This window comes from Paenibacillus sp. AN1007, from assembly GCF_040702995.1.
Lineage (GTDB): Bacteria > Bacillota > Bacilli > Paenibacillales > Paenibacillaceae > Paenibacillus.
The window spans coordinates 1,822,936-1,840,058 of the sequence record NZ_CP159992.1 but is presented as its reverse complement, the minus strand read 5'-3'; the positions used below and the strand labels follow the sequence as shown (position 1 = coordinate 1,840,058).

The window sequence follows — 17,123 nt, the reverse complement described above, 5'->3', positions numbered from 1 at the left end:
TTTTATTTCAAATATAACATAATTTTGTGCTCGGTTTTGGAGTCTGATAAAAGAACATATCCATCCCGAGCAGCTGTAATAACATAAACCGAGACACAAGTTAAACTTCAGCGTTCATCCATTTAAGCAGCATTCAAAAAAAAACACTTCAGCCTTTCTGCTCTCATGCTTTCAGCAGGATATCCTGTTGAAAAGCCATAAAGAACAAAATAAGCTGAAGTGCCTATTAGCTTCGTCTACTCTATAATACATGTTATTGATAAACTATCATTCTGAATCTGATACATATGCTTATCAAGATACGAATTCACCATGCAGCTTACACGATATATCTTTGCTTTATAAGAAACGATACTGCGCTTCAATTAAACCGTTGTACACCCCTTGTTTCTCAATCAGCTGTTCATGATTCCCTTCTTCCTTGATCTCTCCATGATCCAATACGATAATATTATCCGCATTACGGATCGTAGACAGCCGGTGAGCAACCATAAAGGACGTCCGTCCCTTGAGCAGCACCTTAAGGGCTTCCTGAATTTTCAGCTCGGTCTCGGTATCGATGCTGGCTGTAGCTTCATCCAGAATCAGAATACGCGGATCGGCGAGCAGCGCCCGGGCAAAGGATAACAGCTGTCTTTGCCCCATAGACAGGACGTTCCCTCGCTCTTCTACCTCGGTGTCATATCCGCCAGGCAGCTTCATAATAAACTCGTGAGCGTTAACGGCTTTCGCCGCTTCTTCAACCTCTTCATTCGTCGCATCCAGTCGTCCGAATCGGATATTATCCCGGATCGTTCCCGAGAAAATAAATGTATCCTGCAGCACGATGCTGATCTGACTGCGCAGGCTTTCTACAGTAACATCACGCACATCATGTCCATCGATGGTCAGTCGTCCTTCCGTGATGTCATAGAAACGGCTGATCAGATTGATAATCGTACTCTTACCGGAACCTGTATGACCGACAAGGGCAATGGACTGCCCGGCTGCCGCGGAAAAACTGATTCCTTTCAGCGCCTGTCTCCCTTTTTCGTACTCAAAGACGACATTATCAAATACGATATCCCCTTTAATAGAAGGAAGCGGCTTAGCTCCCGGTTTATCCGCGATATTTGGCTTCTCATCCATGAATTCAAAGATTCGTTCAGACGATGCCATCGCGACCAGCAGCTGATTGTACATTTGTCCGAGACGGTTGATCGGGTCCCAGAAGTTACCGACATAGTTGGCGAAGGCAACAAGCAGACCCACAGTCAGCATTTCATTTTGAATAAGATGTGCACCATACCAGAACAGAATCAACGTTCCGAACCCACCTGTGATTTCAATCAAAGGACCGAATCCCTGGTTCATCGCTGAAGCTCTGTCCCAGGACTTTTTGCTGGACATGTTCATGTTGTCGAAATATTTCATGTTTTCTTTTTCCTGCGTATATGCCTGCGTTACCCGGATTCCTTGAATGGATTCATTCAAGTGAGAGTTAATCCGTGAGTTCTTCATACGCACATCCTGCCATGCCCGGCGGATCAGCACCCGCAGTTTGGTCGATATAATGAACATAATCGGCACTGTAATAATGACCGCGAGGCCGAGTTTCCAATTGATTAACAAGAGAATGACTATAATTCCGAGCAGCTGCACACAGTCGATCATGACGTTGACTGCACCATTCGTGAACAAATCCTGCAGCGAGTTAATATCATTTGTTACACGTACAAGCACCGAGCCTGCAGGTCTTTTGTCAAAAAAGTTAAAGGACAGCTTCTGAATATGTTTGAACAAGTCTGAACGAAGATCGTAAATCACCCGCTGACCTATAATATTGGTCAGTTTGATCCGATATGTGTTAGCTGCCCACTGAATGAGATACAAGAGCAGGATCGAACCGGCAATCAGGTACAGCAGTGTTAAGCTGGGTACCCCGTTTTGCGGTGCAATGGCTCTGTCTATCGCAAGACTGATCAGGAAAGGTACAGACAATTTTGTTATGGTTCCAAGAATCATCATCAGAATGACGAGCGGCAGGAGCTGCCTGGCATACGGTTTCATGTACGCAAACAGTCGTCCGAATTCCTGCCAGTTAAACGGTTTCTCTATCACTTCATCATCCTGATAAACAAATCGTTCATTCAGTTTTTTGTCAGAGGTCTCCTTGACCTCGCGCCTGTCTGTTAGTGTTTCGGCACTCATGAGTTCACCTGCTCCCCAACCTCCCGCTTGTCGCGGGCAATGTAGTCTGCATATTGAATTTTATAAACATCCTGATAAGGTCCCGGCACCTGGATCAGCTCGGTATGTTTACCGCGCTGTACTACACGGCCTTCATCCAGCACCAATATTTCATCTGCGTGCCGCAATGAAGAAATACGGTGTGCGATAATAAATGTTGTGCGGCCGCGCATTACTTCCTGGAAGCCTGATTGAATCTCATGCTCGGTTTCCATATCGACAGCGCTGGTAGCATCATCAAGCACAAGGATTTTTGGATTTTTCAGCAGTGCCCTTGCAATGGCAATCCGCTGTTTCTGTCCTCCCGACAACCCCATCCCGCGTTCACCGACGACGGTATCATATCCTTCGGGAAACTCCATAATGAAGTCATGCGCTTTCGCCAGCTTGGCTGCACGGATAATCTCATCCATCGTGACATTTTTCAGTCCGTAAGAGATGTTGTTGCGAATACTGGAAGAGAACAGGAAGGTTTCCTGAAACACAGAGGCAATCTGACTTCGTAAACTGCGAATGCCCATGTCTTTGATGTTTCTGCCATCGAGTTTGATCGAGCCGGAATTAACATTATAGGCCCGCATCAAAAGCTGAATAATGGTCGACTTACCTGAGCCTGTTCCACCAAGGAAACCGATTACAGAACCGGGCGGAGCATCAAAATTAATATCTGTCACGGCAGGCATTTTGTTGCCGTATGCAAAGGTTACCGATTCGAAGGTCACATGACCTTTCACCTGTTCCGCTTCCACAATAACCGGGTCTTCGGTCTCTTGCACGTCAACAGGGGTATTCAGCAGTTCAAGAACACGTTCACCTGAAGCTTTGGACTGCGTATAGTTATTGATATGAAATCCCAGACCCCACATCGGCCCGATTATGTACCAGATCAAACTGAAAAAAGCAACGAGTTGACCCAGGGTAAGCGTTTGCTGGATGACCATTCGTCCACCGATGACAAGCAGCAGTACAACACTTACTGAAGCCAGAATCTCCATAATCGGAAAATAGCGGCTCCACAACGTGGCAGCATGGATCTGATTTGTTTTGTAACGTTCATTCCTTGTAGAGAACTTCTCCACTTCATAAGGCTCGCGTGCAAACGATTTCACCGTCCGAACACCTGTAATGTTCTCCTGCACTGCTGTTGTTAGTGAGCTTAATGCCAGCCGCATTTCCTGAAATGCGGGATGAATTCTGGATTCGAATCGAAGCGCAACAAAGGCGAGCAGTGGAATACAGACGAGTGTCAGCAGTGTTAACTGCCAGCTCATCGTCATCATCATGATTGCGCCGAATACGACCATGAGAACCATGTTGAGAATCTGGGCGAAACCAAATCCGATAAAGTTACGGATGGCCTCCAAGTCTCCCGTGAGGCGGGACATCAGATCACCTGTTTTGGCCGTATCATAATAACGGAAGGATAAAAATTGAAGCTTTTCATAACATGCGTTGCGCAGACGGTAAGCTAAATAATTACCAAGCCGCCCTCCAAAGAAACCGTGTAAAAACTGCATGCCCGCTTTCAAAATGACGACGCCTAACACCGTCAGGGCAAGCATGGGAACGTCTTCAAAATTGCGGGGAATAATGACGTCATCGATCAGAATTCGCAGCAGGTTCGGATAGACCAATCCAAGTGCGGTCGCTAAGGCGAGGAACAAGATCGATACCAGTAAATACGTTCTCTTCTCCCAAAAATAGGTTTGCAGCTGCCTAAGAACATCCATGTTTCTCCTCCTCTAAGGTTGCGTTAAATGATGTGAACATTTATGAAGTTTATCACCGTCCCCCATTCGCGGCAAAGCGAATATTAGACCATATTCAGGCTGCTTTCAGCTTATTATCGCATTAACGGACGCCAATACCCGACTTTCAATCAAATGTTTGAATATTCTCTTTATTTCAGGTTGTTCATACCAAAAAAAGGCTCCCCATATACCTTTACGGCGGGAGCCTTTTTTGATGGTTTTTCGCAACCTTTTCAAAAAGTTGCGGAATAACTCAATTATTTTACAAACGTTTCCAAAATTTTTGCATACTCAACCAGCTTTGAAGCAAAATACCGCATCACCTGCCAGAAGATTCAAACGATGGTGCAAACTCCATACCATCTATTCCTGCAATTGTTCAAGCTGTTCGGACAAAGCTATCCACTGCTCCGCCGGGATTCCACTTTCAAGCGTATCCTGTATGCCGTTAACCGCTTCTTCCAGCCTTTCGGTGAGCTGACGGGAGTAATGCTGTACAGATTGATGAACCTGTGTATCATAAAACTGCACCAGCTTTTGTTCTGATGCTGGAAGCACTTCAATAATCATCTGTTTGAGAACGGGCTCAAGTGCATCCTGAAGGCGCTGACGTCCATCTCCTTCAAAGAACTGCTTCGGATTGCGGAAGTAACTCCAGTAGTTTTTCCAATCCGACGGTTCTTCAAGCCGGATTTCGTCCAGTACAGGTGTGCTCCATTTCTCATCCAGTGTCAAGGACAAGTCAATACCACCTGTCAGCTGTTTTATTTCATTAATACATTCCGTAACTTGCTTTGCTGCCCAGCCGTGTCCCGTCTGCTCTAATCGAAGTGTTGTTGCGAGCAATTCCTGCTCAAGCTCGATGCCGATCATGCGCAGCAGTTCACGGCCGCAGGCTGCGAAAGCGGTCTTCAGATTACCCTGATCCTCTCGCAGTACCGAGGGGTGGAAAGCTTCTGCCATAAACTGACCGAACCGAAAAGCGAGACGCTGTCTCACATGGAAAAGCAGCTCATTCGTTTCCTGTGACAGCTCTTCTTTCATCGAGCGCTGTGCCAATCGCTCAATCCGCAGACGTGACTGATCCGAGATCATGCCCAGCTCATCTCGCCGCCGACGCAGTGTTTCTTCCCCCTGTGCCGCATCCGCTGCACGCTGTGTTAACCGCTGAATGACACGAGCCATCTCGTCAGAAGCCCCACCCACCGCCAAATCAGCCAGTTCCCTGCCTGCAAAACGATTAAACTCTTCTTCAAAACGAATAAATCCGGATTGCTGCAGCAGATCAGCGCTGCCTTCCATTTTACCTTCCATAGCCAGCATGCTGGATACCGGGAAAAGACGCGGCGAGCGAATGCCGTTTTTCCGCAATTCTGTCCCTACATGATCGAGCACCTGCTCCAATTCTTCGTCCGAAGAGGATAAGTCACTCGCATTCACGACAAAGAACATCTGATCCATGGCGGAGCTGTCTTTGACGCGACCGAGTTGGTTCAGGAACTGCCGATCTCCCTGAGAGAAGGCGTGATTATAATACGTCACAAAAATCAGTGCATCGGCATTTTTCATATAATTGAACGTTACCCCTGTATGCCGGGCATTGACCGAATCGGCTCCCGGTGTATCCACCAGCACGATGCCCTGTTCTGTCACATCACAGCTGTAATACAAATCAATCGAATCGACAAAGCAGGATTTCTTCTCGTTGGCTACAAAATGGCGATACCCGTTCAAGTCTACCTGCACATCCTGCCCGAGCTGGTCCGCTGTTTCCTCCCAGCCAGCCGCTGCTGCCTGCAAAAAGCTGTAATGCGGACGTCCTGCCGGGTGCACATCCTGCGGCGTGAGCGATTTTACCCGCTTCTGCCACTCTGCGCCCGGCTCTCCAAGCCCAAGCAGACGGAAGGAGTAAGCAAGATCTTCCTGAAAGGCCTCCCGGGTCTTCATCCGGACCCGGGCAGTGCCATGCTCCGCGCCGCCGGCTGGAGCCATAATGCGGTTGATCGCCGCTGTTGTTGGATGCGGCGATACCGGTAAGACGGCTTCGCCCAGCAATGCGTTGGCGAAGGAGGATTTGCCCGCGCTGAACGCACCGAACAGGGCGAGAGTAAACGTGCCCCCCGCAAGCGAAGCCGCGCGTGCACGCAAATCCCGTACCGCCGACCCCATGGCGGGGTACGGCTCCACCAGCGCAGCAGCGGCTTCCAGCCGTTCCGCTGCTGCGTCCAGGCGCCGGCGGCGTTCAGCGCCAGCCGCCGGAGATGCGCCCTGCGCCGCTGCTGTGCGCGGCGGCACAGGGGCCTGCGTCTGCGTCTGCGGCTGCGCCGCCACAGACGCGGATGTGCCCGCCTGCGAACCGGGAGCTTCGCCCGGTTCAGGCGCGGGCACATGCGGGCCCTTCACCTCCGGCAGCAGCCCGGAGGGGAGGGGGCCCGCAGGAGGCAGCAGGCTGCGCAGCCGTGCTGCCTCTTCGGCGGCGGCGCGCTGGAGCGCTGTATAGCGCGCCGCCGCCGCGGATTGCGCCAGCAGCGCTGCGCGGCTGGCGTCCAGCGCCTGGAGCGCGGCTTCGCCCTGCGCAGCCAGTGCTTCCAGGATGCGGTCGGCCAGCAGCATGGCCGACCTGCGGTACCGGGCCTCAATCTCGCCCCGGACATCTTTGCTGAACTGCAGCACATACTCCGGCGACAGTTCTGCACTCGCACTTCGTTTCAGTTCAAGCAGTTCTTCATCTATTGAAGGCAGCTCTGTGTTAAGTGCCTGCTCCCACGCTGCATCCCATACTTGATAGGCCTCCCCCAGCTGTCTGAGCATCGTGCGGATATGTACCTCCACTTGGCTGGAAGTCTGGTCCTGAAGCAGTTTCACCAGTTCGGAAGCCCGGCGCTGCTTCTCCTGTTCGGTTTTACCGCCTGAGAACAGCAGTCCCACCCGAAAACCAGGCTTGCGGCTCTCCAAGTAATTAGCGGCCGAAGTACGAATATCTGCCGGGGTAAGATTTGCGTTGGTAAGCAGCGAATCCACCTCTGCTCTGAATTTCTCACGGATTTGCGAAGGTCTGTTCTGAAGCTCTGCCGATTGTTCGTCCAGGAGCGCAAGCTCACGTTCCAATCGTTCAATCCCCTCTTGCCCGCCAATTTCCTCCAGCAGCGCTGCTTCTTCATCTTCCCTTTTCCCTGCCTCACGGATCAAATGCTGCTCCGTAATATGACTGGCCGAACTTGCCAAACTGTGCGAGATCAGCTCTTCTTTGTTCTTCATCAGCTGCGTTATAAGATCCGGAAGCTGCGGCCACTGATTATATCGATGCTGCTGGTCCCGTAAGGACGTAAACATCAGGCCGTCATAGCGCACTTCCCATGCAGCAAAAATCGCTTCTACTCCCTGCACATACTGATCAAAGGAAAGCTCACGTTCCCGATGTTTGTCAATCTGATTCACAATCAGAAACAGCGGTTTCCCCCAGTCGGACAAACTTTTAGCAAAAGAGAGATTCGTCTCCGACTGAACATGATTATAATCCATTACATAGAACACTACATCTGCAAGATGAAGTGCTGAATGCGTGGCGAGGCTGTGCCCGCGATCGGTAGAATCCACTCCCGGCGTATCCAGAAGCACTGCTTCATCCCCCAGCAGCGGAATATAATCCCATACTTCAATGGAGCTGTACGCCCCGCCGTTTTTACAATACGCCTCCAGCTCCTCGGGGGAAACCTCCAACGTGCCTGCTTTATTGTCAGCGCTTACGTTAGGTGATGTATAAATAACTGCTCTCGGCTCGCCATTGCGTATGGCCACAACATTGGCACTGGTAGGCACAGGACTCGATGGAAGCACCCGTTTACCGCACAGGCTGTTGATCAAACTTGACTTGCCTGCCGAGAAATGTCCACAAAACGCAATCGTCAGATGCTTCGTTTCTGCCTTGCTTATCAAATCCGTTAACGCTTCTACAGCTGTATGGTCCTCTGTCTGCTTCATTGCTTCACGCAGTGGTAACAAAGGTGCGGCCATTGCTGCTGGGTAATCTGTTCTGGACATGACTGGCCTTCCTCCTGGCTCCTCTAATTTGACATCCGTTTTCGGGCGTCAATCTCTAATGTATATCATTTAATTAACATACAGTTTAACATTATCAGGTTTGAATTTGAACGATTTCCCTCGAATCTGCATGTAGATGGATTCCAGATCAATATAAGTTCAATTCGAGATGATTCGTGTGAATGGTTCATCCAATATGTATCTATAAAAAAATAAAACCGATCCTGTCGGTTTTATCCTGATCATTCTTATAACTCCCATATACAATCGAGAATGTTTATCATCAAGTAACTGGCTGCATGACATGCCAAAGATGTTATCCATGCTGTCATCTTGTCGGAGTGTCGATGCAGCCAGGTTCCTGATCATAGGTTAAGGTTATTCAAAACTTAAGATACTGCGTTCTCCATCGTAGGCAGCAGAATTTCGAAAACTTGACCATGCTGCAGAATCGTAATGCCTCTGCCTTTATCTCTCATCACAACAACCTCTGGCTTTGTGGACATACGCTCCAGGTAATGCTCAGGTACGTCACCAGAATGGCTTACCGTAATGCCTTCAACTTCTTTTTCTTCGTTCTCAGCCATTTCCTGCTCAACGATCTGCTCGAAAATATCGGAGAAGGCTTCAAAATTGTCAGTGTACACGGAAATGCATTTCATGGTTATTCATCCTTTTCTGCTTATGAATTTAATTTTGGTTTTCGGGTGGTGACACGTTCCTTATCTTTCCTGATCTGGGACGTTTTCATACGTTTTTTCCCTTCCCTACATATGTCCAGGAGCGGACAAATATGACATTGGGGGTTTTGAGCCTTGCAATGGTAGCGTCCAAAAAATATAAACCGGTGATGAGTCAAAGTCCATTCATCCCGGGGTACGCGCTTCATCAGTTTCTTCTCGACTTCAAGTACGGAGTCATCCCAGCCAGCGAGTCCAAGTCTCTTCGACACGCGTTCTACGTGAGTATCTACAGCGATTGCCGGTACTCCAAACGCATTTGAAACGACAACATTCGCAGTTTTTCGCCCAACCCCTGGAAGAGTGACAAGCTGATCATGTTCCTGCGGTACATCACCGCCATACTGCTCTATTAAAATTCGGCACATGTTCTGAATATGCTTGGCCTTGTTTCGGTACAATCCGATTCGGCGAATATCCTGTTCCAGTTCCTCGAGAGGAACTGCCAAATAATCTGCCGGGCTTTTGTACTTTTGAAACAAATCTGCAGTAACTTTGTTCACCGTTTCATCAGTGCACTGTGCAGATAAAAGAACCGCTACCGTCAATTCAAATGCATTGCTGTGATTTAATTCGCAATGTGCATCAGGAAACATGGCTTCCATTGTTTCGAGTATATGCCTTACCGTCGCTGCATTCATGAAGAGCTACCTCCCAAAAAGCTTGCAAAAAAAACGTCTTGATGCGGGAAAGATCCCGTATCAAGACGGTCATTCTTTTGATCCTCGAAAAGAAACGATTACTGTTTTGAAATCTCGAATACTACATTGTTCAAGAGATACAATACAATATTATCATTATCTCTGAGAGATTGCACGCTTAAAGTATTGTCACCCTGGTGAACAAATACATTGGAACCCAGTGCAAAACGATAGTTTGTGTCTGTGGTTGTTTCACGTTTAACCAGGATCTGGTTGCCCACGCCATCATAAGACCAGAACTGCTTGCTCATCACAGTAAGCACTCTGAAACGTGTGGAGTTATCCGTATCCTTTGTCATTTCAACTCGATCACCAACCGTCAAGTTAGTCAAAGAAGTTAATGTCGAGCCGGCTTTCAGCACTTTTACAGGACCGCTCACAGACATTTTTTCTGCCGAGCCGTTAAACTGTTTCAGTGTAACCGAAGTACCATCAACTGCAGTAACTTCCGCCAAAGTGCGTTTTACCACCTGCACCGCTTTTGGCGTTATTCCTTCAAATGTCACGTTAATCAATTGACCTGCGATCAGCTGGGATGTCGTAATCGTTTGTCCACTTTCGCTTGTCAGCACCGCCTGATCAAAGTAGAACTGGCTGGAAAGCAGATCCGACTTCACCCGGACCCGGCCATTCGTTTCTACACCAACAATTTCAAACTGAGCTGCCGTTTTCAGGGCAATTTTCTGCACCACATCCTGATTTGATCCGAGGGTAATGGTAACATTATCGCCAATCTTCAAATCAGACAGGCCCCCATTAGATTTGTTGTACATTTCAACCGCAGGCGCCGTTGTGTAAGGGACAGTAATGGTCTGGCTTCCAGATAACAAACTGATTTTTCGGTTTGAAGTATCGATACTGCTGATTGTTCCTTCATATTTGTAAATAACCTTCACTGTCAATGCACGAGTTCCGACATAAGTCAGATCCAGTTTGCGTCCGTCATTTAACAAAGACTCCAGCCCTGCCAATGTCGGTTTCGAGGCATTATAGTCCATTTTCGTCTTGTCATCCAGTGTAAATACATATGGCTTTTTATTCGCATCCAATACGGTCAGTAATTTTGTTTTGCTGTTGTAAGATACGACCGTAGCCCCGTTCAGCGGCTCCATCTGCCGTCCGATGACTTGAATCCGTGTTACCTGATCGTCACTGTTTAACGTAAGCTCAACCTTGTCGCCATTATTCGTGTCTGTAATCAAGTCGTTTAGCGATGCTTCCTGAATACCGCTAATAATAACTTCCGGCTTCTCAATCAGCAGTTTTGCTTCAAGAGAACCTCCATCACGTTTAAACATCACTGTGGACTGATTGCCACCAATCTCAACCAGCGTTCCGCGAACAGATTGTTCAACTCCCTGCGCAAGCTCAATCGTCTGAAGTACATTATCTTTTACGGTATACTTCACGGAACTGCCTGCCTTCAGATCAGCAGCGGACAGAATACGGTTTTGATAACGAATAATCAGGTTATCATTGTACGTATACTGCTCTGCTGCACCTGCAGCATTGACCAGCTTGATGGTTTTGCTGGAAGCAGCCACTTCCGAAATAACACCGCTGTCGCTTTTATTAACAATTCCAGATTTCACCTGCACTAGAACTGTTTTTTTGTCAGCCGAGAATGTCTCGCGCTGTACTTCGATGGTGCTGTCTGCTGTAATGTCTGACAGTTTGATCGCTTTCCCATTTTGATCTATAAAAGCGGTGTTCTCATCATAAGAATATGTTTCATAATTTTCGCCTACGAACAGTCCGATTTTATTGCCTGAAAGCGAACGTGCAAACGTACCTTCAACGCTCTCCACTTGAGGTTTGGCATCAACAACCTCCACATAGGAGGCAGAGCCCGCCGAACCTACAATAAGAACTTTAGTGTACAGCTTCACATCCGATGCGGATGCACGTGTTTCGCTATCTTTGGTAAAGTAAGGAGTACTGCTGTTCACTGCATAGTTGACAGCTTTTCCGTCAACAACCAGCGTGATCTGCCCATCCTTCAATCCGGTAACGTAACCCGTCGCCGTGTTTGGATATTTGGTATCCGTCAACGATTCACCGCGGCTAAAAAACGTCGCAAGCTGCGCACGGGTTACGGAACCCGTCGGATTGAACTTGTTGTTTTCCAGTCCTTTGGCCAGATCCAGACTAACAGCCAGATTTATATACCCTTTGGCACTGTCGGAAATACTTGCATTATCTGCAAAGCTTGTAGACTGATTATTTTGGGCCTTCGCTTCGGCATCTTTGTTCAGCGAGCGGATTAACAATTTGGTGATCCATTCGCGTGTTGCCGGCTTCTGCCCCCATGATGCTTTGGAAACATCGACAGCTGCTTCTTCCGTTTTATCTACGAGTCCCAATTGAAGTGCAAGCGCCACATATGGCTTGAAATAATTTCCCACTTCCATATTTGTCGGTAATGCCGCTGCCGTGGTGGTGTTCACTTGGGATTCCATATTCATAAAACGAATCGCCATCGTTACCGCTTCCTGCTGTGTTACCGCGTCCCCCGGACGGAACAAGCCGTTATTACCGAGAAGAATACCTTGATACGCCAGCTTGTACACATGCTTCTCAGCCCAATATCCAGTATTGATATCACTGAATAATCCCGCTGGTGCAGCTGTGCTGTTTACTGCCGCGTTCTGGCTCGATCCCGTTTCTGTTTCGCCTGCCGCCATGGCACCCCCGCCTACGCTCAGGGCCATCATACCTGCAAGCACGGCTGATACTACTTTTTTAGAGTGTGATGGATGGTTATATTTAAAAGTCACCTATGATTCCCCTCTCTCATGTAAAACGACCTTATTCCGTGAGTCCACGGTAACACATTTGATGCACAGACAAGGGCTTGTCTTGAAACCCACCGAAGTGCATCTTTTACCACCTTTTCGCCCCCTGCTGCGTCGCTTTCGCTTGACGTGCCCCGACACGCCTGAAGTAAACGAACTGGCTGGGAACGAAAAATCCGGCAAAAGCTGCTTGCTTCAGCGTTTTCAGACACACCCTAATTGGATCTTGTCATTGGATGCTCAAGATCCACATGTCCCATCAAACTTTCAGATGATTTCCCGTCTACCAGCAGATCGAGAGATTTCACTTCGCTAAACTGGAAAAACGTTTGTTTCAAGGCATCCAGTGCAAACACTTCGCCGCCTGCACCAAGACGTGCCGTATCCGGCATATGGATATCCAGCGTCAGCGCTCCATCTTTAAATTGAACTGATTTCAGCTCAATATCTTTGGACCACAGTGGAACGAACTTATCATCTTTGCTCTGCTGCAGGGACGCGAAAGCTTCTTTATACTTTTCATCTTCTGATGCAAATGTAATTTCAGCTGACGCTTTATGCAGTTCGAGTTCCTCCGGATCGGTATAGAAAACTTCAATGGACTTCTTCTCTTTGCTGTCAGAAGCTGCAGGTTTATCCGTCGATGGCGATTTCGATGTCTCACCAGAAGATGTTGTTCCCTCCGTGCTTCCGTTCGCCGAGTTGGATGGTGTTGTGTTTTCTTCGGAACCAGCAGTTGCAGGATCAGTAATGACCTGACCGTCTACTTCTGTAACGCCGTTCCCTGTCTGTGTCTCTGATCCCGCACCTTGTGTCTGAGTCGGAGCAGCCGTTGGTTTACTTCCACATCCGGCAGCTGCCGCCATTACCGTTACCAGTAAAGCTGCGATCCATATTTTTTTGTTCATTCTAACTCCGCCTCCTCAGCATAAGGGTTGTCCCTTATTGAATTCCCAGATACTCTTTGATTCCAGCAACAATACCTTTGGCTACATTGTTCTGGAAATTTTCTGTAAACAGTATGGCCTCATCACTTTTGTTGCTGAGGAATCCTCCTTCCAGCAGCACTGCAGGCATGGTTGTTTCACGAGTTACATGCAGGCTGGCCATCTTTACACCTCGATCTTTCAGTCCGGAAGACTGCACAAGATACTTATGCATAATGTTAGCCAATTCCTTGCTGACTGAACGGGAATAATAAGTTTCTACCCCCGAAGCCGCCACTGGTCCGCTGTTCGCATGAATCGAGACAAAGATATCTGCATTTATGTTTTGTGCAACCTTCACACGTTCTTTCAATGCGAGAAATGTATCATCGCTGCGGGTTAATACAACGTCGATTTTAGATTCTTTTTTCAAAAGAGCATCTACTTTTAAGGCCATAGCAAGATTGAAATCTTTTTCTCTTTTGCCCGTAACTCCAATCGCTCCAGGGTCCTGGTTACCATGCCCGGCATCAATAACGACAACCTTCTTGCCATTGTTACCGACAGGCGGAGCAGGTGTGCCGTTTTCTTTGTTCAAATCAATCATAACCAGCCCGGAATCGTTTTGTACACTGTATCCTTTGGCACCGGCCAAATCAATGACAAATCGAATGGTAGAAGGGCTGTTACTGAACAACGAATAACGAACTTGGGACACATCTGGATAACCATTTACAACCAGCTGACCATTCTGATTACTGTCCAGTGCATGTCCTTGACCGAATGAATCAGCAAACGCGGTATTAGGCAGGTCAATTACAATTCGATCCGGTCCTGTCATCGTGAAGACGTTCGGCTTTGTACTTCCGCTTGTAGCAATCAAAAAACGGTTGTCACTGAAGCTGATGCCGTTCACCAGTACAAGACCTTCCTGATCTGATCCTCCACCATCACTGCCAGCGTTCGGAGGAGTGGTTGTCCCGTTTCCGGAACCTGAATTCTGGGTAACTAATGTTACCGTCTTTGTGGTATTGTTCCAACCCACCTTAAGACCCATTTGCTCTCCAATGAAACGGAGAGGCACTAATGTCGTACCATTTTTAACGAGGGGCGGGGCATCCAGGTCTACGTTACTGCCGTTCACTGTTGCCGTCTTCTGTCCAACAATCATCTGCATGGCAGTGTTGTCTTTGCTAATCGTCACCGTTTGCGACTGTTGTTTCCAATCTACGGAGTACCCCAGACTCTCGGAAACTACACGAATCGGGACCATCACCTTGCTTTTGATGTTTTCCGCTTTCGCACCCGAAGGCTGTACGATCTCATTCCCGTCTAGGATAATTTTCGTGTCTGCTGCTGCATGACTATAGCCCGGGAAAACGAACCCAAAGACAAATAACAGTACCAAAAAACCGAACTTCTTCATCCTTCACCCCTACCAATCTCATATTTTTTTGCCGCATGCTGCAAGTTTGCAACTTCCACTGAACACTTGGGCATTACCAGACACCTATTAGACGCCTCCCAATCTCAAAAGTTGCGAATATATTCCAACATAACAGAAAAAAAACGTTGTCAGATCAAGCTTTTTTTACATTTTAATGTCTTATTTTTTCCTGATTTATCAAATAAGCATCTTGAAACAACGGGCTTCCCTATCTGCATATTTACGAAAAAAGACTTCTACAAACTTAAATAATCTGCAATTCCGTCAACAATCGCCTGAGCACATTGATCCTGATATGACTCTGAAAGCATAAGTGCCTCATCGGATGGATTACTTAAAAACCCTAATTCAAGCAGCACGGCAGGCATCGCTGTTTCCCGAGTCACATGCAGGCTCGCTACTTTAACTCCGCGGTCCTTAAGTCCTGTAACAGGCAGTACATGTTTGTGAAGTGTCTCGGCAAGAGTCCTGCTTTCTTTACGCGTGTAGAGTGTTTCAATTCCGTTCGGGACAGGAGTTGTAAATTTGTTTCCATGTATCGACACAAACAGATCGGCCTGGTTCAGCTTGGCGATGTCCACTCGCTGCTGCAGTGAGAGTTCCGTATCATCCTGACGTGTTATGACTGTCTGTATGTTCGTATTTTGTTCCAACAGCGCCTTCACTTTAAGCCCTACTGCCAGATTAAAATCTTTCTCATAGGCACCTGTTACGCTGACCGCACCGGACTGACGCCCGCCATGTCCAGGATCAATGACAACGACTGTTTTACCGTCATTTTCCGGCAGTGCAGGTTGGCTGCCCGAAGTTCCGTTTGCAGCTGTGAGATCAACGAGCAGCACATTTTTCTCTCCGAGCGACCAGTTCGCTGCTGCGCTTTGAGTCAAATCGAGAACGACTCGCACGGTGGATGGGGACTGACTGAACATGGCGAATCGCACTTTTGAAACCAAAGAAGAATCGGCCACTTCAATCTGTCCGCTCCCGTCTGGTACAGCGGCTTGTCCGTCCACGAAAGTCTGTGAAAAGGTGGTATCGGGCAGATCAATGATGATTCGGTCCGGTCCGCTGATGCTGGACACTTTCGGACTGATACTTCCATTTGTCGCCACAATCAAGCGATCGCCGCTGAAGCTGATACTTTGCAATTCGGTCAAACCAGCCGGAGCTGGAGTCACTACCGGATCACTATCGGGCACCGTATCCACAACGGGCGGGATGCTGAACAAACTGACCGTTTTGGTTCCATTGTCCCAGCCGACCCGCAGGCCCATACCTTCACCTACAAAACGCAAAGGCACCAGAGTTGTTCCCTGCTTGATCAGCGGAGGCGCGTCCAGATTGACCACGGTGCCATTAACCGTTGCCGCATCCTTCCCAGCAGTCATTTCAATCGAACTGCCGCCTCGCTGAACGTGCACGGTTTGAGTGGTCTTTTCCCACTTCACGTCATAACCCAGATTTTCGGATACAATTCGAATCGGGACCATAACCGTTTTGCCGATATTCTCCGCCGGTGCACCCGCCTTCTGATCGATGGCGACTCCATCCAGCATGATCGAAGGTGCACGGTCTGCATGAGCCATCACCGGAAAAAGACAAAGGAACAGAAAAAAAACGACTGCTGCCGACCATTTTTTCATACGTCATCCACCATTCTTATTAAGTTATGAAAGTTCGATCTGTGTCCTGCTTCGACGCCTGTTTTACGTTATGTACCTGCCATAATCTACTATCCAGTCTATCAGATATTGTCCATTGATCCGGTTACAACGTTGTCATATTTAGTCGTAAAGCCGCATAAAAAAGCCTCCACATCGGAGCCAAGGAAACAAAGTGTTCCTTGGCCGTATGGAGGCCTTATTTAAACTGCTCATCAGCCAAAAAGTTTGGCTGCGTGACGCTGTTCATAAGCGGTAATCTCATCATCATGCTGAAGTGTCAGACCGATATCATCCAGTCCCTGCAGCAGGAATTGACGGCGGTGTTCATCCAAATCAAAATCGATATGCAGTCCGTATGCATCTGTGATCGTTTTATTTTCCAGATTCACATTCAGCTCGTATTTCTCATGATTTGCTGTGCGCTGGAACAGATCTTCGACCTGCTCTTCCGACAGCTTGATTGGCAGAATACCGTTTTTGAAACAGTTGTTATAGAAGATATCCGCAAATGATGGTGCAATGACACAACGGAATCCATAGTCCATGATCGCCCAAGGCGCATGCTCACGTGAAGAACCGCAGCCAAAGTTAGCACGAGAAATCAGAACCGAAGCCCCTTGATAACGAGGTTTATTCATTTCGAAGGAAGGATTGTTATTCCCCTCTTCATCAAAACGCCATTCGTAGAACAAAAATTGTCCAAATCCGGTACGTTCAATCCGTTTCAAAAATTGTTTCGGGATAATTGCGTCTGTATCTACATTGACCCGGTCTACCGGTGCAACGATGCCCTGCAGTGTTTTAAATGCTTCCATATTATCTGTTCTCC

General features: G+C 47.9%; 10 protein-coding genes. All 10 read right to left on the bottom strand.

Annotated features, from left to right (window positions below; all coding sequences use genetic code 11):
* Positions 1-339: 339 nt before the first annotated feature.
* Positions 340-2,190 (bottom strand): ABC transporter ATP-binding protein, encoded by a 1,851-nt coding sequence (locus ABXS70_RS08415; protein ID WP_342551639.1) that lies wholly within the window; start codon positions 2,188-2,190, stop codon positions 340-342.
* Positions 2,187-3,959, bottom strand: a complete 1,773-nt coding sequence (locus ABXS70_RS08410; RefSeq protein ID WP_342551640.1) for an ABC transporter ATP-binding protein — start codon at positions 3,957-3,959, stop codon at positions 2,187-2,189. Before ABXS70_RS08410 ends, ABXS70_RS08415 begins: the two co-directional genes overlap by 4 nt.
* Positions 3,960-4,343: 384 nt before the next feature.
* A complete protein-coding gene (locus ABXS70_RS08405; RefSeq protein ID WP_366295238.1) occupies positions 4,344-8,021 on the bottom strand; it encodes a dynamin family protein in 3,678 nt (1,225 codons plus the stop codon).
* Between the two features lie 389 nt (positions 8,022-8,410).
* On the bottom strand, positions 8,411-8,683 hold the full coding sequence (locus ABXS70_RS08400; protein ID WP_090917088.1) for an NAD/NADP transhydrogenase alpha subunit: 273 nt from the start codon (positions 8,681-8,683) through the stop codon (positions 8,411-8,413).
* A 20-nt stretch (positions 8,684-8,703) separates the two neighbouring features.
* Entirely contained in the window at positions 8,704-9,402 is a 699-nt protein-coding gene (nth, locus tag ABXS70_RS08395; protein WP_342551642.1) for an endonuclease III, read from the bottom strand.
* A 98-nt stretch (positions 9,403-9,500) separates the two neighbouring features.
* Entirely contained in the window at positions 9,501-12,239 is a 2,739-nt protein-coding gene (locus ABXS70_RS08390; protein WP_366295235.1) for an S-layer homology domain-containing protein, read from the bottom strand.
* 233 nt (positions 12,240-12,472) lie between these two features.
* Complete coding sequence (locus tag ABXS70_RS08385; protein WP_342551644.1) at positions 12,473-13,165, bottom strand: GerMN domain-containing protein; 693 nt, start codon at positions 13,163-13,165, stop codon at positions 12,473-12,475.
* 34 nt (positions 13,166-13,199) lie between these two features.
* A complete protein-coding gene (locus tag ABXS70_RS08380) occupies positions 13,200-14,609 on the bottom strand; it encodes an N-acetylmuramoyl-L-alanine amidase family protein (protein ID WP_342551645.1) in 1,410 nt (469 codons plus the stop codon).
* Between the two features lie 257 nt (positions 14,610-14,866).
* Positions 14,867-16,273: an N-acetylmuramoyl-L-alanine amidase family protein gene (locus tag ABXS70_RS08375; protein ID WP_342551646.1), complete on the bottom strand. Its 1,407-nt coding sequence runs from the start codon at positions 16,271-16,273 to the stop codon at positions 14,867-14,869.
* Between the two features lie 233 nt (positions 16,274-16,506).
* Entirely contained in the window at positions 16,507-17,109 is a 603-nt protein-coding gene (gene leuD, locus ABXS70_RS08370; protein WP_342551647.1) for a 3-isopropylmalate dehydratase small subunit, read from the bottom strand.
* Positions 17,110-17,123 lie beyond the last annotated feature (14 nt).

Coding starts and splice junctions, on each gene's coding strand:
- ABXS70_RS08400 (WP_090917088.1), bottom strand. CDS start 8,683: ATGAAATGCATTTCCGTGTACACTGACAATTTTGAAGCCTTCTCCGAT.
- ABXS70_RS08410 (WP_342551640.1), bottom strand. CDS start 3,959: ATGGATGTTCTTAGGCAGCTGCAAACCTATTTTTGGGAGAAGAGAACG.
- leuD (WP_342551647.1), bottom strand. CDS start 17,109: ATGGAAGCATTTAAAACACTGCAGGGCATCGTTGCACCGGTAGACCGG.
- ABXS70_RS08385 (WP_342551644.1), bottom strand. CDS start 13,165: ATGAACAAAAAAATATGGATCGCAGCTTTACTGGTAACGGTAATGGCG.
- ABXS70_RS08415 (WP_342551639.1), bottom strand. CDS start 2,190: ATGAGTGCCGAAACACTAACAGACAGGCGCGAGGTCAAGGAGACCTCT.
- ABXS70_RS08380 (WP_342551645.1), bottom strand. CDS start 14,609: ATGAAGAAGTTCGGTTTTTTGGTACTGTTATTTGTCTTTGGGTTCGTT.
- ABXS70_RS08405 (WP_366295238.1), bottom strand. CDS start 8,021: ATGTCCAGAACAGATTACCCAGCAGCAATGGCCGCACCTTTGTTACCA.
- nth (WP_342551642.1), bottom strand. CDS start 9,402: ATGAATGCAGCGACGGTAAGGCATATACTCGAAACAATGGAAGCCATG.
- ABXS70_RS08375 (WP_342551646.1), bottom strand. CDS start 16,273: ATGAAAAAATGGTCGGCAGCAGTCGTTTTTTTTCTGTTCCTTTGTCTT.